At 46.4% G+C, this 22,103-nt stretch carries 22 protein-coding genes; 15 read left to right on the forward strand and 7 right to left on the reverse strand.

All coding sequences use genetic code 11. The features are described from left to right. Window positions 1-29 precede the first annotated feature (29 nt). Window positions 30-671 carry a DUF2959 domain-containing protein gene (locus R7044_RS06730; protein WP_005382972.1) on the reverse strand — a complete coding sequence of 214 codons (642 nt, stop codon included), beginning with the start codon at window positions 669-671 and terminating at the stop codon, window positions 30-32. Between the two features lie 34 nt (window positions 672-705). Between R7044_RS06730 and R7044_RS06735 the strand changes: the two genes are divergently transcribed. From R7044_RS06735 to R7044_RS06745, 3 genes are all read left to right on the forward strand, one after another. Then, window positions 706-1,650 (forward strand): virulence factor BrkB family protein, encoded by a 945-nt coding sequence (locus R7044_RS06735; RefSeq protein ID WP_033905908.1) that lies wholly within the window; start codon window positions 706-708, stop codon window positions 1,648-1,650. Beyond that, the gene (gene dtd, locus R7044_RS06740; protein WP_005379282.1) at window positions 1,622-2,056 is read left to right on the forward strand and encodes a D-aminoacyl-tRNA deacylase; all 435 of its coding nucleotides are present in this window, start codon (window positions 1,622-1,624) and stop codon (window positions 2,054-2,056) included. The genes R7044_RS06735 and dtd overlap by 29 nt, the downstream gene beginning before the upstream one ends. A 106-nt stretch (window positions 2,057-2,162) precedes the next feature. Continuing rightward, window positions 2,163-3,080: a bifunctional GNAT family N-acetyltransferase/hotdog fold thioesterase gene (locus R7044_RS06745; RefSeq protein ID WP_005379283.1), complete on the forward strand. Its 918-nt coding sequence runs from the start codon at window positions 2,163-2,165 to the stop codon at window positions 3,078-3,080. Here the strand turns inward: R7044_RS06745 and R7044_RS06750 are convergent. From R7044_RS06750 to hslR, 4 genes are all read right to left on the reverse strand, one after another. Continuing rightward, complete coding sequence (locus R7044_RS06750; RefSeq protein WP_005379285.1) at window positions 3,066-5,183, reverse strand: AsmA family protein; 2,118 nt, start codon at window positions 5,181-5,183, stop codon at window positions 3,066-3,068. The two genes, R7044_RS06745 and R7044_RS06750, sit on opposite strands and share 15 nt — an antisense overlap. Window positions 5,184-5,373: 190 nt before the next feature. Then, the gene (gene pckA, locus R7044_RS06755; RefSeq protein WP_005379288.1) at window positions 5,374-7,002 is read right to left on the reverse strand and encodes a phosphoenolpyruvate carboxykinase (ATP); all 1,629 of its coding nucleotides are present in this window, start codon (window positions 7,000-7,002) and stop codon (window positions 5,374-5,376) included. 336 nt (window positions 7,003-7,338) lie between these two features. Further along, window positions 7,339-8,214: an Hsp33 family molecular chaperone HslO gene (hslO, locus tag R7044_RS06760; RefSeq protein WP_005379290.1), complete on the reverse strand. Its 876-nt coding sequence runs from the start codon at window positions 8,212-8,214 to the stop codon at window positions 7,339-7,341. Window positions 8,215-8,245: 31 nt separating this feature from the next. Beyond that, window positions 8,246-8,632 (reverse strand): ribosome-associated heat shock protein Hsp15, encoded by a 387-nt coding sequence (gene hslR, locus R7044_RS06765; RefSeq protein WP_005379292.1) that lies wholly within the window; start codon window positions 8,630-8,632, stop codon window positions 8,246-8,248. A gap of 253 nt (window positions 8,633-8,885) precedes the next feature. Here hslR and gspC point away from each other — a divergent pair, with 253 nt between their 5' ends. Genes gspC through R7044_RS06825 form a run of 12 tightly spaced genes read left to right on the forward strand, consistent with a single transcriptional unit; the run spans window position 8,886 to window position 20,194 of the window. Continuing rightward, on the forward strand, window positions 8,886-9,812 hold the full coding sequence (gene gspC, locus R7044_RS06770) for a type II secretion system protein GspC (RefSeq protein ID WP_005379294.1): 927 nt from the start codon (window positions 8,886-8,888) through the stop codon (window positions 9,810-9,812). A 36-nt stretch (window positions 9,813-9,848) separates the two neighbouring features. Next, a complete protein-coding gene (gene gspD / locus R7044_RS06775) occupies window positions 9,849-11,867 on the forward strand; it encodes a type II secretion system secretin GspD (protein ID WP_005379295.1) in 2,019 nt (672 codons plus the stop codon). Then, complete coding sequence (gene gspE, locus R7044_RS06780; protein ID WP_005379296.1) at window positions 11,867-13,369, forward strand: type II secretion system ATPase GspE; 1,503 nt, start codon at window positions 11,867-11,869, stop codon at window positions 13,367-13,369. The genes gspD and gspE overlap by 1 nt, the downstream gene beginning before the upstream one ends. Beyond that, the gene (gspF, locus tag R7044_RS06785; RefSeq protein ID WP_033905910.1) at window positions 13,369-14,586 is read left to right on the forward strand and encodes a type II secretion system inner membrane protein GspF; all 1,218 of its coding nucleotides are present in this window, start codon (window positions 13,369-13,371) and stop codon (window positions 14,584-14,586) included. Before gspE ends, gspF begins: the two co-directional genes overlap by 1 nt. Window positions 14,587-14,645: 59 nt before the next feature. Beyond that, a complete protein-coding gene (gene gspG, locus R7044_RS06790; RefSeq protein ID WP_005379298.1) occupies window positions 14,646-15,089 on the forward strand; it encodes a type II secretion system major pseudopilin GspG in 444 nt (147 codons plus the stop codon). 29 nt (window positions 15,090-15,118) lie between these two features. After that, on the forward strand, window positions 15,119-15,718 hold the full coding sequence (locus R7044_RS06795) for a prepilin-type N-terminal cleavage/methylation domain-containing protein (protein WP_017635010.1): 600 nt from the start codon (window positions 15,119-15,121) through the stop codon (window positions 15,716-15,718). Continuing rightward, entirely contained in the window at window positions 15,705-16,094 is a 390-nt protein-coding gene (gene gspI / locus R7044_RS06800) for a type II secretion system minor pseudopilin GspI (RefSeq protein WP_225455425.1), read from the forward strand. Before R7044_RS06795 ends, gspI begins: the two co-directional genes overlap by 14 nt. Then, a complete protein-coding gene (gene gspJ / locus R7044_RS06805; protein ID WP_005379301.1) occupies window positions 16,081-16,758 on the forward strand; it encodes a type II secretion system minor pseudopilin GspJ in 678 nt (225 codons plus the stop codon). The genes gspI and gspJ overlap by 14 nt, the downstream gene beginning before the upstream one ends. Then, window positions 16,751-17,761, forward strand: coding sequence for a type II secretion system minor pseudopilin GspK (gspK, locus tag R7044_RS06810; RefSeq protein WP_005379302.1), 1,011 nt, complete (start codon window positions 16,751-16,753; stop codon window positions 17,759-17,761). Before gspJ ends, gspK begins: the two co-directional genes overlap by 8 nt. Further along, the gene (gspL, locus tag R7044_RS06815) at window positions 17,730-18,932 is read left to right on the forward strand and encodes a type II secretion system protein GspL (protein WP_033905912.1); all 1,203 of its coding nucleotides are present in this window, start codon (window positions 17,730-17,732) and stop codon (window positions 18,930-18,932) included. The genes gspK and gspL overlap by 32 nt, the downstream gene beginning before the upstream one ends. Before the next feature lie 7 nt (window positions 18,933-18,939). Beyond that, window positions 18,940-19,431, forward strand: coding sequence for a type II secretion system protein M (locus R7044_RS06820; RefSeq protein ID WP_005383002.1), 492 nt, complete (start codon window positions 18,940-18,942; stop codon window positions 19,429-19,431). Between the two features lies 1 nt (window position 19,432). Further along, entirely contained in the window at window positions 19,433-20,194 is a 762-nt protein-coding gene (locus R7044_RS06825) for a type II secretion system protein N (protein WP_137281636.1), read from the forward strand. 302 nt (window positions 20,195-20,496) lie between these two features. Here the strand turns inward: R7044_RS06825 and cysQ are convergent, their stop codons facing one another. Together cysQ and nudE are read right to left on the reverse strand one after the other, a co-directional pair. After that, window positions 20,497-21,324, reverse strand: coding sequence for a 3'(2'),5'-bisphosphate nucleotidase CysQ (gene cysQ / locus R7044_RS06830; RefSeq protein WP_005379308.1), 828 nt, complete (start codon window positions 21,322-21,324; stop codon window positions 20,497-20,499). A gap of 44 nt (window positions 21,325-21,368) precedes the next feature. Beyond that, on the reverse strand, window positions 21,369-21,938 hold the full coding sequence (gene nudE, locus R7044_RS06835) for an ADP compounds hydrolase NudE (protein WP_005379309.1): 570 nt from the start codon (window positions 21,936-21,938) through the stop codon (window positions 21,369-21,371). Window positions 21,939-22,103: the final 165 nt, after the last annotated feature.

The following is a 22,103-nucleotide window of genomic DNA, read 5'->3' on the forward strand; positions in this document are numbered from 1 at the left end:
CCTCCTCACTTGGAGGAGGTCTAAATCATTTACTTTTGATTGAGCTTTTGTAGGAATTTATCGGACTCTGCAATCGCTTCGTTCATTTGTTTGATCGCAAACTGAATGTCTTTCTCTAAGCTAGAGAACTCACCTTGCAAAGAACCAATCGCACTGGCGTTAAGGTTGTGTTTTAAGTACAACGTGTTGTCACGTAGCGTATCCAGTACCGGTGTCATCTTTTTCTCTGCACGCTTCATAGCGCTAAGCATGGTTTTGTACGAGGCTTTGGTTTCACGTAGTTTTTGCTCGCTTGAACGACGCAGTTTCGCACTCGAGTACAGCTCTAGCTCATCTTGCCACTCATCAAACAGTGCGCCGGATACGTCTTCAATCGCAGCAATACGGTCACGTACGTCTTGAGCCGCTTTTTCGCTATCTTCGTATTTGTCATTGATGTTGTTGTAGACATTTTCTAGCTCACCACCATCAAAGTTGGTGATCGCAGATAAGGCTTCAAGTGCACTGGTGAATTCTTCTTGTGCATCTTGTTGAGATTCTTTGGCATCTTCGACGCGGTCGACCATAATATCTCGTTTATGATACCCAACCTGCTCCATTGCTGAGTAATAAGCAGATTGACACCCTGTTAAAGTGAAAATTGATAGTACAATTGCTAATAAATAAGGCATTCTTATGTCCTCGGCGCTAATTATGGGATGAACTATGAACCAGTTATCAGAGAGTTACAAGGCGAGATTAATCAATCTACTGCCAAGTTGCGTCGCGTTTTTTACGTACCTTCTTAAGCGATTAACGCATGACCGTGTGAATGTGAACGCGGGCTATCTTGCCTACATTACCTTGTTGTCTATTGTGCCAATGCTGACGGTATTGTTATCAATATTGTCGAAATTTCCCGTTTTTGCGAACGTTGGTGAGGTGCTGCAAGGCTACATTATTGAGAATTTTGTGCCGGCTTCTGGAGAAGCTGTACATACGGCATTACAGGAATTTGTGGCGAATACGGGCAAAATGAGCGCGGTTGGCGGTGGGTTTTTATTCATTGCCGCAGTCATGCTGATTTCCAACATTGATAAGAACTTAAACTACATTTGGCGAGTTAAAGACAAGCGCCGTTTAGTCTTTTCATTCTCTATGTATTGGATGGTACTCACGTTAGGGCCGATCATGGTCGGTGCGAGTATTGCGGCGACGTCGTACGTGACTTCGCTGCAAATTTTAGAGAACGAGACATTATCTGGTGCGTTTAATTTATTTCTGCGTTGGCTACCGTTGTTGCTGTCCTTTTTTGCTTTTCTTGGCTTGTATATTCTAGTGCCGAATAAAAAAGTACACCTCGCTCATGGTGCCATGGGGGCAGCAGTCGCCGCGATACTGTTCGAGTTGAGTAAAAAAGGCTTTGCACTCTACATCACTCAGTTTCCGTCTTATCAGCTCATCTACGGCGCGTTAGCGGCGATTCCTATCTTATTTGTTTGGGTGTATTTATGCTGGATGATCGTGTTATTGGGGGCGGAAGTTACGGCTGCGCTTGGTGAGCGAGAGCACTGGAGTGAAGATTTAGACATGATACACTCGACCGCTGAATCTCAGTTAACAGATGAAGGAAGCGAGAGTAGTGATAGCGCTAATTCAACGAGTCAGTGAAGCAGCCGTCCGTGTGGATGGTGAAGTCGTAGGAGAAATTGATCGTGGTCTGCTGGTCTTATTGGGCGTAGAGAAGGACGACGATGAAGCTAAAGCAAAGCGTTTAATGGAGCGTGTTACAACCTACCGTGTGTTCGAAGATGACGAAGGCAAGATGAACCTAAACGTTAAACAGGTGGAAGGTAAAGTGCTGGTGGTTTCTCAATTTACGCTGCCTGCGGATACAAAAAAAGGCACGCGAGCTGGCTTTTCTCGCGGTGCGCATCCTGTTGATGCAGAGCGCTTGTATGATTACTTTTCTGACTTGTGTGAAGAAGTCTTACCCACACAGCGTGGCCGCTTCGCTGCCGATATGAAAGTGTCTTTGGTGAATGACGGTCCAGTGACGTTTTGGTTGCAGGTCTAATCTGGTAACACAGGCGCCATAGTCTAAGCTTTAACTCCAAGATCATGGAATTGGCTTGGAGTAATTTTTCCGACACTGATTAGTGTTGTGCTTTCAAAGGATTGATATGTTCAAACTCATTACTCCCAAAACCGATAATCAGATAAACAAGTATTATCAGTTTCGCTGGCAACTGCTTCGTGAGCCATGGCGTATGCCGATCGGCTCAGAGCGCGATGAATACGACGAAATGAGCCATCACCGCATGATTGTTGATGGACGAGGTCGTCCTATGGCGATTGGCCGTTTATACATTACACCGGATAATGATGGCCAGATCCGCTACATGGCGGTTAAAAATAATCGCCGTAGCAAAGGAATGGGTTCGCTGGTTTTGGTTGCACTAGAGTCGTTAGCGCGCCAAGAAGGAGCGAAACGCTTGGTGTGTAATGCCCGTGAAGATGCCATCGCCTTTTATGAAAAAAATGGCTTTGAGCGTCGAGGCGAGCTAACCGATGAGCGTGGCCCTGTGCGCCATCAGCAAATGGTGAAGCAACTGGATCCGATGGCCAATGTGTTACGTCGCCCTGAATGGTGTACTGAGCTTCAACAGCGCTGGGAGCAACAAATCCCAATTAGCGACAAAATGGGGATCAAAATTAATCAGTACACGGGTTACCAGTTTGAATGCTGTGCGCAGCTTAATCCTAACCTTAATCCGCATAACACCATGTTCGCCGGGTCAGCTTTTACCTTAGCAACCTTGACAGGGTGGGGGATGACGTGGCTGCTGCTTAAAGAGCGTGGGTTGCACGGTGATATTGTGTTGGCCGACAGCTCTATTCGTTATCGTCAACCAGTCGAACAAAACCCCGTGGCGAGTACTTCGTTGGATGGGATCAGTGGTGACCTAGACCGATTGGAGTCGGGACGCAAAGCACGCATCGTTATTCACGTAGTGATTTATAGTGGTGACACGCCAGCTGTGGATTTTGTCGGTACCTATATGCTGATACCGAACTACTCGCAGTTACTCAGTTGCTGATGGGGTAAGCGCCGACTGATCTGCTGGGCGCTTATCTGTTTCACCTTCTTGCTCTGTCGGTGAGAGGGTTTGTTCTGCTGCGGAATTCGTGTCGGGTACTTCATCTTCTTCGATAACTTCTTCGTAAAGCTCTTCCTCTTGAGTCTCCAAATTGATGTTATCAATTACGATTGGCTGCTCGATGGAAGGTTCATTTTTCTGTGGAGTCTCAATATCAGTAGGCTCGGCCAGTTTTGATGCGTTCACGCACTCATTACGGTGGGTTTCGCCACTTAGTAGATCGCCTTCAATGTTTCCGCACGACTCTTCCAATTGATAAGTAATGCCACTTAGCGGGTTGTTGGCCATATCAAATGTTCCCCAAACCTTACCACTTATGGCTTTTCCTGAGATGGTGACCGGCGTTATGGCAACTTCCCCTCGTTGCGCGCTTAAACGCAGTGGACTTAAGGTAATGGCTTTGAGCGAATGATCCGCTTGGGACTTCAAGCGGGTATCTCGGAGATTGGCTTCCACTTCACCCGATAAGCTGTAGGCCAGCATGTTGCGATCACCTGATAACCCTTGTAGATCGAGGCTGAGATCGGAAAAACCATCAATAGCCAGTGTGTCGGGTAAAAAATAATCGTGGAAGAGCGATAAGGGAATACCATCAGCATTGACGTTGAGCGCCCAAGGTTGGCTCGGGGTACTCAAATCTATTTGTCCGATGCCTTCTACGTAGCCTTGCTCGAGTGGCGCAAAAAGGCGAGTCAATTGCCAAAAGCCATCTTTGCTTTGCATGGCAAGTGCTGCGTGAGATGTGAGTATTTGGTCATAGCTGGCGTTGACAACGCTGACTTCCAATTCGCCTTGCCAAAGGCCCCAACGTTGAGCAGACTGTTTAATATCAAGCTGTTGCCCTTCGATATTTAAACCGGAAAGTTGCCAATAAGGTTCGTGAGATAGCTGGATAATTTGGCTGCGCTCAATGTCGAGTCGTTCGATTGCAACATGCTCTAACTCGCTGGTGGCGGCGTGCCACCAATTTAGGTTGTCTTCTGGCTGTGTTGCCCACTTGAGGCCTTGAATAGAGGCTTCTTTGAGCTTCCATTGTGTTGGCGTGAACAATCCAGAAACTTGCACTCGACCTTGCTGCCAATCTAAGCTGAGCTCGTTGAGCTGGATTACTCCTGGCTCGATAGCGGCACTCAAACGTGGCTCTATTGCGGTTTGCTGCTGGAATCGAACGCTATCCGCCTGCAATGACACTTGAGCTTTTGTCTTCCAGAGAGACAGTGGCAGCGTGGCGTTTTCCACAGAAAGATCCAAGTTCTGCCAGTGCCAGTCGCCCCATTCAATATCGGCGTTAAGCAAATCTAAGCTATTAATATGATTAATGCTAAATGGTAGATCGTGCCAAGGTTTTGCAAGCAGTGATTGGCGCTGCGTATTACTCAGTTTCAGCTTGTTGATGGTCACATTTACTAAAGACCAGCCTTGAGGATACTGCTCCCCTTGCCCAGATATTTGACTGTTACGCCAGTTAAAAGAGGTGCCATAAAGCGTACTGTCTTGCGGTTTGTAGTCTATATCGACTAAGACTTGATTAAAGGCTTCGCCATTCCAATAGAGTTGGTCAGCTGCAAGTTGAACTTCGCCATATGGTATTAAATGACCATTCCATTGTGGTGATTGAATTTGAAGGTCAATGCCATTGGCAGAGAACTGCTCGTCGGCGTAATCAATATTTTTGAGCGCGATTTGATGGAATAAAACGTTGTCTAAAGGTGGGAGCTTTGGTGCGCCATACTGCAAGCTCATACCATCAATCAATAAACTATCAACGATCCATTTACCATCGCGATAAACATCGGGATTCATCCATAAATCGACTTGCTCGATGTAAGACGCATCGTCTCCGCTGGTGTTCACGCGTTGTAAAGTTAGGTGATAGGGAAAGCCATAACGCACGCTTCCGGCCCGGAAGGGAAGAGAAAAGGTGTTTGACAGCAAGCGCCAGGTTGCGTCCGCGTAAGATGTTGTTAGCAGCGCAATCGTAGCGGCTGGAATGGCAACTAAGATAACCAGTAACAGAAGTAGAACTCGACGCGCTGTTTTCATCTTTGCTAGAACCTACGTGTGTTATGAAATAAAACTAGATAGGCTTTAGCTTGTATCAATATTCTGTGGTATTCAATAAAAAGCCCCTCAAAAGAGGGGCTTGAAGCAATTTTTGTAACTTGGCCTACGTAAAGGTGATAAGTTAATGCCAACTTTTCACTGCGTTTACGCGACGTCGCTGTTACTCGATTTAATCAATCTGAGGACCAGCCGCAACCAGGGATTTACCTTCAGCGTTGTCTGTGTACTTATCAAAGTTATTGATAAAGCGCGCTGCTAAATCTTTCGCTTTGCTTTCCCACTGAAGTGGGTCAACGTACGTGTCGCGAGGGTCTAGAATGCTAGGATCCACACCTGGTAGTGACGTTGGTACTTCAAGGTTGAAGATTGGAATGTGCTTAGTTGGTGCTTCTTCAATCGAACCATCAAGAATGGCATCAATAATTCCGCGTGTATCTTGAATAGAGATACGTTTGCCAGTGCCGTTCCAACCTGTGTTCACTAGGTAAGCCTCAGCGCCTGCTGCTTCCATGCGTTTAACCAGTACTTCTGCGTATTTAGTTGGGTGAAGCGTTAGGAACGCCGCGCCGAAACAAGCAGAGAAAGTTGGTGTTGGCTCAGTAATACCGCGCTCTGTTCCCGCTAGTTTGGCGGTAAAGCCAGACAGGAAGTGGTACTTAGTTTGCTCAGGTGTCAATTTAGATACTGGAGGCAGTACGCCAAATGCATCGGCTGATAGGAAGATCACTTTATTCGCGTGACCGCCTTTTGATACTGGCTTAACGATATTATCGATATGGTAGATAGGGTAAGAAACACGTGTGTTTTCTGTTTTCGAACCATCATCAAAGTCGATAGAGCCATCGCCACGTACTGTTACGTTTTCTAGCAGTGCATCACGACGAATTGCGTTGTAGATGTCCGGCTCCGCTTCTTTCGAAAGTTTGATGGTTTTTGCGTAACAACCACCTTCGAAGTTGAAGACACCGTCATCATCCCAGCCGTGCTCATCATCACCAATTAGCGCACGTTTAGGATCAGTCGACAGGGTCGTTTTACCCGTACCAGATAGACCGAAGAATACCGCTACATCGCCATCTTTGCCCATGTTAGCGCTACAGTGCATTGATGCGATGTCTTTTAGTGGAAGGAAGTAGTTCATCATGGCGAACATACCTTTCTTCATTTCACCGCCGTACCAAGTACCACCGATAAGTTGCATGCGCTCGGTTAGGTTAAATACGGTGAAGTTTTCTGAGTTCAGGCCTTGCTCTTCCCATTTTGGATTAGTGCATTTTGCGCCATTCATTACTACGAAGTCTGGTTCAAATGTCGCTAACTCTTCTTCTGTCGGGCGAATAAACATGTTTTTAACGAAGTGCGCTTGCCATGCGACTTCTGTGATAACACGAATGCTCAAACGTGTATCTGGGTTTGCACCACAGTAACCGTCAACAACAAACAAGCGTTTGTTAGAAAGCTGGTTTGTGACCAGTTCTTTTAGCTCGTCCCACACTTCAGGAGTGATTGGCTTGTTATCATTTTTCACTTGATCAGACGTCCACCACATATGTTCTTCTGTCGTAGCGTCTTTGACGATGTATTTATCTTTTGGTGAGCGACCAGTAAAGATGCCAGTGTCAACGGCAACCGCACCTAGTTCAGTAACCACGCCGCGCTCATAACCGGTTAGGTCTTCACGCGTTTCTTCCTCAAACAACATTTCGTAGCTTGGGTTGCGAATAACCTCTTTTACGTTATGCAGTCCGTGCTTGGTTAGATCAAGTGTTGCAGCCTTAGTATGTTCCATAACGGTCATAGGTGCTCCTTATAAGGATTTTGTAGGGATTTTGTAAGAATGTTTTAATTTTAATCTGCTCACCATGCTAGCAACGGGGCGGGGAGAAAACAGGGAGATAGCTCAAAATTTACCCATGATTTCAATAAGGTTTTAGGTAACCCGTCACATATTGGTGGGAATAGTCTATCGTGCACGCAATCCTTTGCGCTAGGGCAAAATCATTATTAATTGTTTAAAATTAAGCAGTTGTTTTATTACGCTTGAGGCTAGTTATTACGAGGGGTTGATCACAAAAAGGCCAGCATTAAGCTGGCCTTTTGTAGGGTAAATTACGTGCTTGATAAGCTATGTAAATTAATGCAGGGTTTTCTTGTCCGTAGAAGCTTGTGCATACAGTTCAGTGACTTCAGATTCGTCGAACGTATAAGTTGTGCCACAGTAATCACAATGTAAAGAAACTGATCCAACTTCTGCCAAAATGTCATAAATTTCAGCTTTCTCAACGGTGATGATTGCGGCACCGCTACGCTCACGAGAACAGCCACAATGGAACTCGACAGGTTGCGGCTCGTACAGACGTACTTTGTCTTGGTTATATAGTCGATACAATAACTCGTTCGCTTCTAAACCAAACAATTCTTCATCTTTTACTGTGTCAGTGAGCTGCTCTAGATGTTCGAAATCATCTGGAGAGCCAGTGCCGTCAGGGATCACTTGAATCAACATACCTGCTGCGTGTGCTTTGCCTTCATGCTCACCAGTGCGGATCCATAGGCGCGTTTTTAACTGCTCTGAGTTTGCAAAGTAGCCTTCTAGCACTTCTGCTAAAGTGTCACCTTCTAGTCCAACGACGCCTTGGTAACGCTCGCCGTTTTTCGGTTCGATGGTGATCACAAGGTAGCCCTTACCCATTAGATCGTGAATGTTTGCGTCATCGGCAACATCGCCTTCCCAGCGAGCTACGCCACGAACACGTTGGTTATGGTCACCGTTGATAACGGCAAGAGACACAGGACCGTCGCCTTGTAGCTGGATGGTGATCGAACCTTCGAACTTAAGAGTGGCAGTTAAAAGAGTAGTTGAAACGAGTAGCTCACCCAGCAGTTTCTCTATTGCTGCCGGATATTCCTTGCTGGAGATAACACGTTGGTACGCTTCATCCAATTGTACCAACTCGCCACGTACTGAAAGATCTTCGAATAGGTAGCGGTTTAAAACATTATTTGCCATGGAGTGCTTTCCTCGTTGGTAATTCCGGCTTTTATTGGTGTTTGAACTTAATGATGTCTCGGCGCTGCTTTTTATCTGGGCGGCGTTCCGGACTTGGGTTGTGGGCATTAAGCTTACGTTGAGTCGCGTGTTCCTCACGTTTCGCGATACTCTCATTGGTTTCGCGATATAAGGTTTGTGCGATGGGAGCGCCTCGGCGTTGATCTGAGATTTGTTCGATGATCACGATTTTTTCTTCGTTGCCTTGACGAAGTCTGACTTCAGCGCCCACTTCAACGATTTTACTCGGCTTGCTTCGTTGGCCATTATAGTGGACTTTACCGCCATCGACCATGTTACGTGCGATGGAGCGGGTTTTGTAAAATCTTGCGGCCCATAGCCATTTATCTAGCCTAACGGCTTCATTTAGGGAACTCATAGAACACTACGCTATCTAATCACTGCCCGAATACGGCAATGAGTGATGGATTATTCACCTACAGATGGAGTCAAGGCGTATTTTTTTCAAGGGAGTTGGCAAAAACTGCATAAGAAAAAGGTATGAAAGACAACTTGTGATATAGTTCACTGCTCTTTGTTGAGTAATAATTTTATTGCAAATTTAGCAATTTAAAGTCGATAGCTATCGTTATAGCTTAAATGACGGACGTTAGAATAAAGGAATCCATTCAGTGAAACGTTTAGAGCTAAGTGCAGGATTATCAAGCAGACCGCTACTGGCTCAGATCAAGTCCAATCATTATACCATTCAAGCCAAACTTAGCTTGTTGCTTACCTGTCTGTTTATTGCGATAACCGGATGGATACTTGGCAAAATTGTGTGGTTAGCCATACCTCAATCGTCGGAAGTGCCGCAATGGCGTCCATCGGCGAGTAGCGTTGCTGCGAGCAATAAAGGCGACGCGATAGATTTTAATGCCCTTCAGAATGCCAACCTATTCGGTAAATACACTGAGCAAAAAGCGGCGGTTGTAGAACAGCCTATTGTTAAAGACGCCCCTAAGACGCGCCTTAACCTTACGCTGGTCGGTGCGGTTGCAAGTAGTGATGCCAACACCAGCCTTGCTGTTATTGCTAACCGAGGTAAGCAAGCTACGTACGGTTTGGGTGAAGAAATCGAAGGGACACGTGCGACACTAAAAGCGGTATTGGTGGATCGCGTCATCATTGATAACCAAGGTCGAGACGAGACCTTAATGATGGAAGGTATAGAATATAAGAAGCTATCTGAATCGCCGCAGGTAGCTAGGGCGCAAGCTCAGCGAGCAGAAGCAGCGACGTCTGACGTTGGAGAGAAATTAGAGCAAATCCGCGAGGAAATTGCGAAAGATCCACAAAGCGTTTTTAAATACATCACCATTTCACCCGTCAAAAAAGACGGAGACATTGTTGGTTATCGAGTATCACCTGGTCGTGATGCCGCATTATTTAATGATGTAGGGCTACAACCTGGCGATATTGCGGTTCAACTGAACGGGATCGATTTAAGTGACCCGTCTTCTTCAGTACAACTGATGCAAGTGATGAGCGATCCGCAAGAATTAAATTTAACTGTTGAGCGAGACGGCCAACAGTACGATATCTATATCCAATTGTAAGACTTAGGCAACCGGCGTAAGTTCAGGGAGACATACGTGAAACATTGGTTCAGCAAAAGTGCTTGGCTACTAGCAGGAAGTTTACTCTGCGTACCAGGTGCAATGGCAAACGAATTTAGTGCGAGCTTTAAAGGCACTGATATTCAAGAATTCATCAACATAGTGGGTCGTAACCTCGAAAAGACCATCATTGTTGATCCTTCAGTACGCGGTAAAATCGATGTCCGCAGCTATGACGTTCTTAACGAAGAGCAATACTACAGCTTTTTCCTTAATGTCCTTGAAGTATACGGTTACGCAGTCGTAGAAATGGACAATGGGGTACTTAAGGTTATCAAAGCAAAAGACTCAAAAACCTCAGCAATCCCTGTGTTAGGTGATGGCAGCGCGCAAGGCGATAGTGTTATCACTCGAGTTGTCGCGGTGCGTAATGTGTCGGTTCGAGAGTTGTCTCCTCTACTTCGTCAGCTGATTGATAACGCCGGTGCCGGTAACGTGGTTCATTATGATCCAGCGAATATTATCTTGATCACTGGTCGTGCGGCAGTAGTGAATCGCTTAGCAGAGATCATCAAGCGTGTTGACCAAGCCGGTGATAAAGAAATTGAATTGGTGGAGCTGCGTAATGCATCTGCTGCTGAAATGGTACGCATTGTCGAAGCACTGAATAAAAGTGCGAATCAGAAAAGCACGCCAGAGTTCCTTGAACCTAAAATTGTGGCCGATGAACGTACTAACGCGATTTTAATTTCTGGTGATCCAAAAGTAAGAGCCCGCTTGAAACGTTTAATTCGTCAACTTGATGTTGAAATGGCGACAAAAGGTAACAACCGAGTCGTGTACCTGAAAAATGCGAAAGCTGAAGACTTGGTGGATGTATTGAAAGGTGTTTCCGATAACCTGCAAGCTGAAAAGCAAGCCGGTCAGAAAACATCAGGTGCATCGCGTGGTGAGGTCGTCATTGCTGCTCACGCTGCAACTAACTCGTTAGTTTTAACAGCGCCACCAGATATTATGATGGCATTACAAGACGTCATTTCTCAACTCGATATTCGTCGTGCTCAGGTTCTTATTGAAGCGTTAATTGTCGAAATGTCTGAAGGTGATGGTATTAACCTAGGTGTTCAGTGGGGTTCATTAGAAACGGGTGCTGTAATTCAGTACGGTAACTCAGGAGCCCCGATTGGTCAGGTGATGGTTGGTCTAGAAGAAGCAAAAGATCAAACCCGAACTGAATACTATACCAACTCTAATGGCGAACGAACGCCATATGATGTTACTGAATCAGGTGACTACTCTACGCTAGCGTCAGCACTTAGCGGAGTAAATGGTGCGGCAATGAGTATTGTCATGGGTGACTGGACAGCGCTAATTAGTGCTGTTGCTTCTGACTCCAACTCAAACATTCTATCTTCGCCGAGTATTACCGTAATGGATAATGGCGAAGCATCATTTATTGTGGGTGAAGAGGTTCCGGTTATTACGGGCTCTACGGCTGGCTCAAACAACGACAATCCATTCCAAACGGTTGACCGTAAAGAAGTCGGTATCAAACTCAAAGTAGTGCCACAAATTAACGAAGGTGACTCTGTACAGTTAAACATTGAACAAGAAGTTTCCAACGTATTAGGCGCAAACGGTGCGGTTGACGTTCGCTTTGCTAAACGACAGTTAAACACCTCTGTCATGATCCAAGATGGTCAGATGTTGGTTCTTGGTGGTTTGGTCGATGAACGCGCACTTGAAAGTGAGTCCAAAGTGCCGCTATTGGGTGACATTCCGGTACTTGGCCATCTGTTCAAGTCAACTAGCACGCAAACAGAAAAACGTAACTTGATGGTGTTCATCAAGCCGACGATTATTCGCGATGGTGTGACGGCCGACGGTATTACGCAGCGTAAATACAACTTTATTCGCGCAGAACAGCTTTACAAAGCGGATCAAGGGTTGAAGTTGATGGCTGACGAGAAGATCCCGGTTATGCCTGCCTTTGGCCAGGAGCGTCAGCACCCAACAGAGATTCAAGCGTTTATTGATCAAATGGAAAACAACTAATGGTTGATATGTTAGACACAGCGCCAAGTATGCGTCGTCTGCCATTCAGTTTTGCCAACCGCTTTAAACTGGTGCTGGAGACAGAGCATCCTGAGCGTCCACCTATTCTTTACTATGTCGAGCCGCTTAACCCTGCGGCTCTGGTTGAAGTCCGTCGTGTATTAAAGAAAAGCTTCGTACCACAACCTATCGATAAAGAAGCCTTTGATAAAAAGCTGACCGAAGCATATCAACGTGACTCGTCTGAAGCGCGTCAGTTGATGGAAGATATTGGTGCTGATAGCGATGATTTCTTCTCTTTGGCTGAAGAACTGCCGCACGATGAAGACTTATTAGAATCGGAAGACGATGCGCCAATCATCAAATTGATCAACGCCATGTTGGGCGAAGCGATCAAAGAAGGTGCTTCGGATATTCATATTGAGACGTTCGAGAAAACCCTTTCGATTCGTTTCCGTGTCGATGGCGTATTGCGTGAAGTCCTGACTCCAAGCCGTAAGCTAGCGCCTTTGCTAGTTTCTCGTGTGAAGGTTATGGCTAAACTAGATATCGCAGAAAAGCGTGTGCCTCAAGATGGCCGTATTTCGTTGCGTATCGGTGGTCGTGCGGTGGACGTGCGTGTATCTACGATGCCGTCCTCTCATGGGGAGCGCGTGGTAATGCGTCTGTTGGATAAAAACGCGACTCGTCTTGATTTACATAGTTTGGGCATGACCCCTTCAGTGCATGACAACTTCCGTCACTTGATTGGCCGCCCTCACGGTATCATCTTGGTGACGGGCCCGACAGGTTCTGGTAAATCCACCACCTTGTACGCTGGCTTGCAAGAGATCAATAGCAACGAACGCAACATTCTAACGGTTGAAGACCCGATCGAATTTGATATTGATGGCATCGGTCAAACTCAGGTGAACCCAAAGGTCGACATGACGTTTGCGCGCGGCTTGCGTGCCATTCTGCGTCAGGACCCGGATGTGGTGATGGTCGGTGAGATCCGTGACTTAGAAACCGCACAAATTGCAGTGCAAGCGTCCTTAACGGGTCACTTGGTAATGTCGACTCTCCACACCAACACCGCAGTGGGTGCGATTACGCGTCTACGTGATATGGGTATTGAGCCATTCCTTATTTCTTCTTCGTTATTAGGGGTGCTAGCGCAGCGCTTAGTTCGAACGCTTTGTCCAAGCTGTAAAGAGCCGTATGAAGCCGATGCGGAACAGAAAAAACTGTTTGGTATGGAAGCGCATGAACCGTTAGAACTGCACCGAGCAAAAGGCTGTGAAGCGTGTAACCAAAAAGGCTACCGAGGTCGAACAGGTATCCACGAGCTCATTATGGTTGATGAGCAAGTACAAGAGTTGATTCACCGAGAGTCTGGTGAGCAAGAAATTGAGAGAGCCGTTCGCGCCCATACGCCAAGTATTCGCAGCGATGGTTTAAGCAAAGTGCGTCGTGGCATTACGTCACTTGAAGAAGTGATGCGAGTGACGAAGGAAACCTAATGGCGGCATTTGAGTACAAAGCGCTAGATGCAAAAGGCAAGCATAAAAAAGGCACGATAGAAGGGGACAACGCCCGACAAGTGCGCCAGCGACTCAAAGAGCAAGGGATGATCCCGATTGAAGTGGTCGAGACGAAAGCTAAATCGGCTAAGTCTTCAGGTTCAGTCAGCTTTAAGCGCGGCATCTCGACATCTGAGCTGGCACTCATCACACGGCAATTGTCTACGCTAGTCCAATCAGGAATGCCTTTGGAAGAGTGTTTGCGTGCGGTCTCTGAGCAGGCTGAAAAGCCGAGGATTCGTTCTATGTTGGCTGCGGTTCGCTCGAAAGTAACCGAGGGTTATCCGCTCGCCGACAGTTTTGCCGATTACCCACACGTGTTTGATGAACTGTACCGCTCCATGGTTGCGGCGGGCGAAAAATCAGGTCACCTCGATACCGTATTAGAGCGTTTGGCAGACTATGTCGAAAACCGCCAAAAGATGCGATCTAAATTGCTTCAAGCCATGATTTATCCTGTAGTTTTGGTGGTATTCGCGGTTGTCATCGTTTCGTTCTTATTGGCGACAGTGGTTCCTAAAATCATTGAACCCATCATTCAGATGGGCCAAGAGTTACCTCAATCGACGCAATTTTTACTGGCAGCCAGTGAGTTTGTGCAAGATTGGGGGCTGATTATTTTCGTTGTGCTGGTGGTGCTTTTCTATGGCCTCAAACTGGCGTTGCAAAAGCCAGACTTTCGCTTAGCTTGGGACAGAAAAATCTTGAGCTTACCGCTAATAGGTAAGATCTCTCGAGGTTTGAATACCGCACGATTCGCACGAACGCTTTCGATCTGTACTTCCAGTGCGATTCCAATTCTAGAGGGTATGCGCGTTGCGGTAGATGTTATGTCTAACCGTTATGTGAAGCAGCAAGTCTTGCTTGCAGCGGATAACGTCCGAGAGGGCGCTAGTTTGCGTAAGGCGTTGGACCAAACTCGCTTGTTTCCACCAATGATGCTACACATGATCGCCAGTGGTGAGCAAAGTGGTGAATTAGAGAGCATGTTGACGCGGGCAGCCGATAACCAAGATCAAAACTTTGAATCAACAGTCAATATTGCTCTGGGTGTGTTTACTCCTGCGCTGATTGCATTAATGGCTGGATTAGTGTTGTTCATTGTGATGGCGACCTTGATGCCAATGTTAGAAATGAATAACTTGATGAGCGGATAATTTCGAATTAAGACGTGTCTACTAACGGCATGGCTTTAATCTAACTTTCGGAGAAAAAAATGAAGTTTAAGCGTAGTAAACAACAGGGTTTTACACTTTTAGAAGTGATGGTTGTTGTGGTTATCCTGGGTATTTTGGCAAGTTTTGTTGTTCCAAACCTATTGGGTAACAAAGAGAAGGCTGACCAACAAAAAGCGATTACGGACATTGTCGCGCTGGAAAATGCCCTAGATATGTACAAGTTGGATAACAGCGTTTACCCAACAACGGACCAAGGTCTAGAAGCATTGGTTAGCAAGCCATCTAACCCAGAGCCACGCAACTACCGTGATGGTGGTTACATCAAACGTCTTCCTAATGACCCTTGGGGCAACCAGTACCAATACTTAAGCCCAGGTGATAACGGTACAATCGATATCTTCACTCTAGGCGCAGATGGCCAAGAGGGTGGAGAAGGTCCAGCTGCAGATATTGGCAACTGGAACATGCAAGACTTCCAATAATTGAGCCTAAGCCAGCACTAATGAAACAAATGCGAAAACATAACGGTTTTACATTGATAGAAATTCTATTGGTGCTGGTTTTGCTATCTCTTACGGCTGTGGCCGTGATCTCGACATTACCGACTAGCCAAAAAGATCTTTCCAAACAGTATGCTCAAAGCTTTTTTCAGCGTTTACAGCTGCTCAATGAAGAAGCGGTGCTGAGCGGTAAAGATTTTGGCGTTCGAGTGGATGATGCCAAATCGACCTACGCTCTACTGAGTTTAACCTCAGAAGGTTGGCAGCCTCTGAAATTAAAGCAGATTCCGAGCAAAACCAAGCTAGAAGAAGATATTACGCTACAACTCGAGCTCGGAGGTGGTGCTTGGGATAATGATGAGCGCTTATTCAAACCAGGTTCTCTTTTTGATGAAGACATGTTCGCAGAAGAAGAGGACGAAAAGAAAATTGAGCCACCGCAAGTGTTTATATTTTCCAGCGCCGAAGTCACGCCATTTACCCTGTCTTTTTTTCCGCAAAATGGTGATGCCTTTAATGACGGTTGGCGAGTCATTGGCAAAGAAAGTGGACAAATTTTGTTATTAGCTCCGGGCGAAGAAGTGAAAGAGGATGAGAATGCGCAATTTTAAGCAAGCTCGCCCAAATTTGAGTCATCGCCGGACGAGAGGCATGACCTTACTGGAAGTATTGGTCGCACTGGCAATTTTCGCTACCGCTGCCATCAGTGTCATTCGCTCTGTGAGCCAGCATATTAATACAATCAGTTATCTAGAAGAAAAAATGTTTGCAGCCATGGTTGTGGATAATCAGATGGCAAATGTGATGTTGAATACCGGAGAACTCAAAGCGAAAAACGGCACAGAAGAGCTGGCAGGACGCACTTGGTTCTGGAAAGTCACGCCAGTCGCCACGACGCAGCCATTGCTGAAAGCATTTGATGTGAGCGTCTCGGTAGGGAAAAGCGCGAGCCCTGTATTAACGGTACGAAGCTATGTGGCGCAATAATCATCCCCGCGCAAACACGCGCCAAAGGGTAAAAGGTTTTACACTTATTGAAGTGTTGGTATCGATTGCCATCTTTGCCAGTTTAAGTGTCGCAGCGTACCAAGTGGTATCGCAAGTACAGCGTAGCAATGCGCTATCACAAGAACGAACCCAACGCTTAAACGAAATTCAGCGTGCCATGGTTATGATGGATAACGATTTTCGTCAAATGGCGATGCGTCAAACGCGTACTAATGGTGAAGAGCCTTCTAGCCGGCTAATTTTTTGGTCCGATTACCTGTTGGACTCCGATACCAAAGGACTGATGTTTGCCCGTTTAGGTTGGCACAACCCTCAGCAGCAGTTCCCTCGTGGAGAAGTAACCAAGGTTGGCTATCGCTTAAAAGAAGAAACACTGCAGCGAGTATGGTGGCACTATCCTGATACGCCGGTTGGGCAACAAGGCACTGTTACTCCATTGCTAACGCAGGTCGAGTCATTTGATATGCGTTTTTATGATGGTAAGCAATGGAAAAAAGAGTGGGCTGAAGAAAAAGCGCTGCCGAAAGCGGTTTCTGTTGTTCTCACTCTCAAAGACTATGGAGAAATTGCCCGCACTTATCTCACTCCTGATGGCACATTGAGTCAGAAAGAGGAAAGTTCAGGAGACAGCAATAATGGTTAACCGTCAGCGCGGTGTTGCTTTGATTATAGTGTTGATGTTGCTGGCGATTATGGCGACGGTTGCCGCCAGCATGTCGGAACGTTTGTTCTTGCAGTTTCAGCGAGGCGCTAATCAAATCAATTACCAGCAAGCGTACTGGTACAGCCTTGGCGTCGAGGCGCTAGCAAAAGTGGGTATCGAGCAAAGTTATAAAGACACCGACACGATTAATATGAGTCAACCGTGGGCGATAAAAGAGCAAGTCTATCCGTTAGATTATGGTCAAGCGGCGGGACGAATTAGAGACAAGCAAGCGTGCTTTAATCTAAATGTATTGAGTCGTGTGCAACCAACGGGTCAGCAAATTACAAGACCATATTTAGTGAATGTATTGCAGCGCCTATTAGAAGAGTTGGATGTCGAGCCATATCAAGCAGAAATCATTGCAGACTCTACTTGGGAATACATTGATGCTGATGACTCTGTCCGTTCGACTACTGGGGTTGAAGACAGCACATATGAAGCGATGAAACCTTCCTATTTGGCATCAAATGGTTGGATGGCAGATGCTTCCGAGTTACGGGCTGTCTATCAGGTGAGTGGTGAAATTTTCCAAAAATTGGAGCCGTTGGTCTGTGCATTGCCAAGTGATGACTGGCGTTTAAACGTGAATACGATTGATGTTGAGCAAGCTCCGATTTTGGTGGCAATGTTCTCACCAAACTTAAGCAGTAGTGATGCGATTCAGCTAATTGAAAAACGCCCATTTGATGGGTGGGATAGCATTGATGAATTTTTAGCAGAGTCAGAAATGGCTGGCTTAAGTGAAGATGTAAAGAAAAACGCCAAAGGCTATTTGGGTGTAGATAGCGCCTTTTTTGAATTGGATGCACAAGTGTTGGTGGATGAATCACGTGTACGTATCCGAAGCCTTTTGCAAAGTACAAATAGAGAAACGGTGACCGTAGTTCGCCGTCGTTTTGGAGGGATCAGTGAGCGAGTTTCTGACCGTTCGGCTGAGTAGCGAACAACAAAGTACCATTCCTTGGGTGGTGTGGTCGACAGATCAACAGGAAGTGATTGCTAGCGGTGAAATCGCCGGGTGGGAACACTTAGATGAATTGGTCTCATATGCTGGTCAGCGCCAAGTTGTGGCGCTGTTGGCGAGTAATGATGTGGTCCTGACGCAAGTGGATATACCACCTGGTGCAACACGCCAATTCGAGGCGATGTTACCGTACTTAGTGGAAGACGAAGTTGCTCAGGACGTTGATGGCCTGCACTTTAGCGTGTTGGGTAAACAAGCGGATAAAGCGCAGATTTGCGCAGTTGAACGTGCTTGGATTCAGACTGTACTGCAACGTTTCTCAAGCCAAGGTATCGCCATTAAACGCATTTTACCCGATGTGCTTGCGTTACCGGTTCGTGGAGATCACAGCAGTGCTGCAATGATTGGCGAGCAATGGCTAATTCGTCACTCTGCGACAGAGGGCGCGGTTGTCGACGCTTCTTGGTTAGACCTTTACCTCTCTTCTTATCTACAAAATCATGAAGGTTGGAAGCTCGATTGCTTTAGCTCGGTCCCGGAATCTGCGTTACCTGAAATATGGGATCCGCAACCAGAAGAAATGACGATGGCTTTACTGGCGAAGGGGGTGACAGAAAGCAAAGTCAATTTGCTGACTGGGAGCTTCAAGCCGAAATCTTCTTGGGGTAAATACTGGAAGCTCTGGCAAAAAGCCACCATTGCTGCGGGGGTGCTTATCGTCGTTATGGTTGCGCAGCAGTTGCTCGTGGTCCATAAGTACGAAGCACAAGCTCAAGCGTATCGTGAGGAGAGTGAGCGTATTTTCCGCCAGGTGTTCCCAAATAAACGACGCATTCCTACCGTTAGTTACCTCAAACGACAAATGGATGATGAAGAGCGCCGCTTATCTGGTGGAAGTGGTCAGCAGGCAATGTTGTCATGGTTGGCGGCATTACCCGCGACGCTTGGTCAGGTCAGCGACTTGGAGATCACTAGCTTTAAATACGACGGACAACGTGGCGAAGTACGTATTCAGGCTCGTAGTTCAGACTTCCAACCTTTTGAGCAGGCTCGTGTGAAATTGGCAGAGAAGTTTAATGTTGAGCAAGGTCAGTTGAACCGTAGCGATAACGTTGTGGTTGGCAGCTTTGTTTTGAAGCGTTTGTGAGGTGATGATGAAAAATTTAATTTCTCAAGCTCAGGTTTGGTGGAGCAGCATCTCGCAGCGTGAGCAGCGTTTGGTCATGGGATGTGGCGCTATTGCCGTCATCGGTATTATTTATTGGGGTTTATTACAGCCAATGAGCCAACGTGCGGAGCTAGCTCAGTCACGTATTCAAAGCGAAAAACAGTTGCTAGCTTGGGTACAAGATAAAGCGGATGGCATCACTGCACTGCGAAAAAGCAGCGGTGTGAGCTACTCTAGTCAACCGTTGAATCAGTTGGTTTCTTCTTCAGCTCGTCGTTATAAAGTTGAGTTGATTAGAGTACAACCTCGTAATGAGAGCGTTCAAGTGTGGATCAAACCACTCGCGTTTAATCAACTAGTGGATTGGTTACGTTACTTGAAAGAGCAACAGGGTATTGAAGTCGAATTTTTAGATATCGACCGAACAGAGCAAGCGGGCATGATCGATGTAAACCGCCTTCAGTTTAAGCGAGGTTAAGGTGAAGCGAGCAGTACTTTACGTTGTTATCTTTATCGTCTTTTTTTCAGTCAGTCTTTTAATGGGATTACCAGTCTCTTGGGTGTTACAACAAGCACCAACAGTGAGAGGCCTGGACATTCAAGGAGCCAACGGTTCGGTATGGCAAGGTCAAGCTTCTAGTATTCGTTGGCAGCGCCAGAACCTTGGAGAAGTTAATTGGGATTTCCAATGGTCGAGTCTACTGACAGGTAAAGCGGAGTTTGCTGTGCGCTTTGGTCGTGGTAGTGAAATGGACGTTCGTGGGCGCGGTTTTGTCGGCTATAGCTTAAGTGATGGCCCTTATGCCAAAAACTTAGTTGCCTCGATTCCGGCGGTAAAAGTTGTTGAGCAAGCGCGCCTCCCTGTGCCTGTTGGTGTTGATGGGCAGCTTGAGCTGAATATTCGTCATGCGACTTATGCTGCGCCTTGGTGTAAGAACGGTGAAGGCACTTTAGTATGGAATGCCAGTGGTATTCAAAGCCCCGTTGGCAGCTTAGATCTCGGTCCTGTGATTGCCGATATAAACTGTCAGGATAGTGTATTGACGGCAACTGGTGAGCAGAGCAGCGAACAAGTCTCTGCGGCGTTCTCAGCAGAGCTGATGCCTAATCAACGATACTCAACCAAAGCGTGGTTCAAACCTGGTGCAGAGTTCCCATCCAGCATGGGGGAGCAACTGAAATGGTTGGGTAAGCCGAATGCTCAAGGTCAATATGAGTTTAATTACCAAGGGCGCTTCTAACCTATCGTGACAAAATCCAATATCTTAAAAGAGCTGCTATTGTGCAGCTCTTTTTGCTTTTGGATCATCGTAAGCTAAAACCTCTATTCGCTGTACATTCGATCTTGATTGGGAATGAGTGAAAGTTTAAAGCCATGATTTTTAATCGATTTGTTTCTTTTGTTCAGCTTTGCAAGTAATTGGAACATAGTAGGCCAAATACTCCAAGTGCTGTACAGAAGGTCAAAAAGAAAAGGCCACGAAGATATTCGTGGCCTTTCTATTGCTAGAATTTTGTGCTCTAAATTTTACCGATAGGGCGCTTAATCTTTGCGTTGTAAAATCTCATTCCAAGGTAAATCCGCATCACCAAGAACAATAAAGTTCGGGTTTTCTAGTGTTTCCCGCTCGTTATATGACAGCGGTTCTAATTGCGTGCTGAGAATACGTCCGCCAGCTTCTTCAACAATGCATTGTGTTGCAGCGGTGTCCCACTCGCCAGTTGGCCCCAGACGTAAGTAACAATCCACAGCCCCTTCCGCGACGAGGCATGCTTTCAATGCCGCAGAACCGAGCGGTATTAAGTCGTAATTCCAGGCGCTGCTCATACGGTTAGTAATACGATTGATGTCTTGGCGACGACTAATAGCAATTGCGATGCTTTGCTCTGGCTGTTCGTGTTTGTGTGTATGGATTTTGACGCTGTCCGACATGTCGGGAATTTTCCAGGCGCCTTTGCCATTATAAGCGTAGTAAGTCACGCCAGATACAGGACCGTAAACGACGCCCATGGTTGGTCGATTGTTGTCGACCAACGCGATAATAGTGGCAAAGTCACCACTGCGAGCGATGAATTCTTGAGTACCATCAAGAGGGTCGACTAACCAATAACGTTCCCACTGAGCGCGTTGCTCTAAGCTTATGTCTGCGTCTTCTTCTGACAACACGGGAATGTCAGGCGTCAGATCACTCAAGCGTTCAGTGATGAACTTGTGAGCTGCAATATCTGCACTTGTTACGGGAGTTTCGTCACTTTTGGTGTAGGCCTCGTATTGCTTCTTTTCATATATTTCGAGGATCATTTGCCCAGCACTGCGGGCAATCTCGATGACTTGAGGAAGTAGGTGAGATAGATCTTTTGTCATTGGCATAAGTGATAGTCCTTACTCACAGTGTTATTCGGTTCTAATGACCGTTATTGGTTATGCTTGTGAGTGGTGTTTGGTAAGTGTTTCAGTGCCAACATTAGCGCTGTGATGCTTCGTGCTTCACAGAAATCCATGTGAGTTAATAACTCTTCGGCTTGCGCAAGTGGCCAACGCACAATTTCCAGTGGTTCAGGCTCATCGCCTTCTTGCTTCTCTGGATAAAGCGCCTGTCCTAAAAATAGAGTCATTTTGCTCGAAAAGTAAGATGGCGCGAGGATAACTTGTTTCAACGGGGTTAACTGATTACAGCCAAAGCCGATTTCTTCTTTTAACTCACGATCCGCTGCTTGGTGTGGTGTTTCTCCTGGGTCAATCAGCCCTTTTGGGAAACCTAGCTCGTAACGTTCAGTTCCAGCGGCGTATTCACGCACCAGTAATAAATCGCCTTGTTCTGTTACAGGAACCACCATTACAGCATCTCGTCCACTTGGCTTCATACGCTCATAAGTACGATGCTCACCATTGGAAAAACGAAGGTCGAGCGCTTCCACAGCAAACAGTTTGGATTTTGCAACCGTCTGGCATGAGAGTATCTCTGGTGGGGTTCGTTTCGGCATGACGCTGGCTCCTTGGTGTCGTTGGCGTTTACGAGATGCGTAAGATTCTTAATATATGAGAACTCCGCCTGAGTTTCTAGCGGATTTTACGAGTCGAGCTAAGCATCTCAGCATCACCTCAGTATCGATACAAAAATGGGAGACCGAAGCCTCCCATTTTCTGAC

It is taken from the genome of Vibrio sp. 1402 (assembly GCF_033340275.1).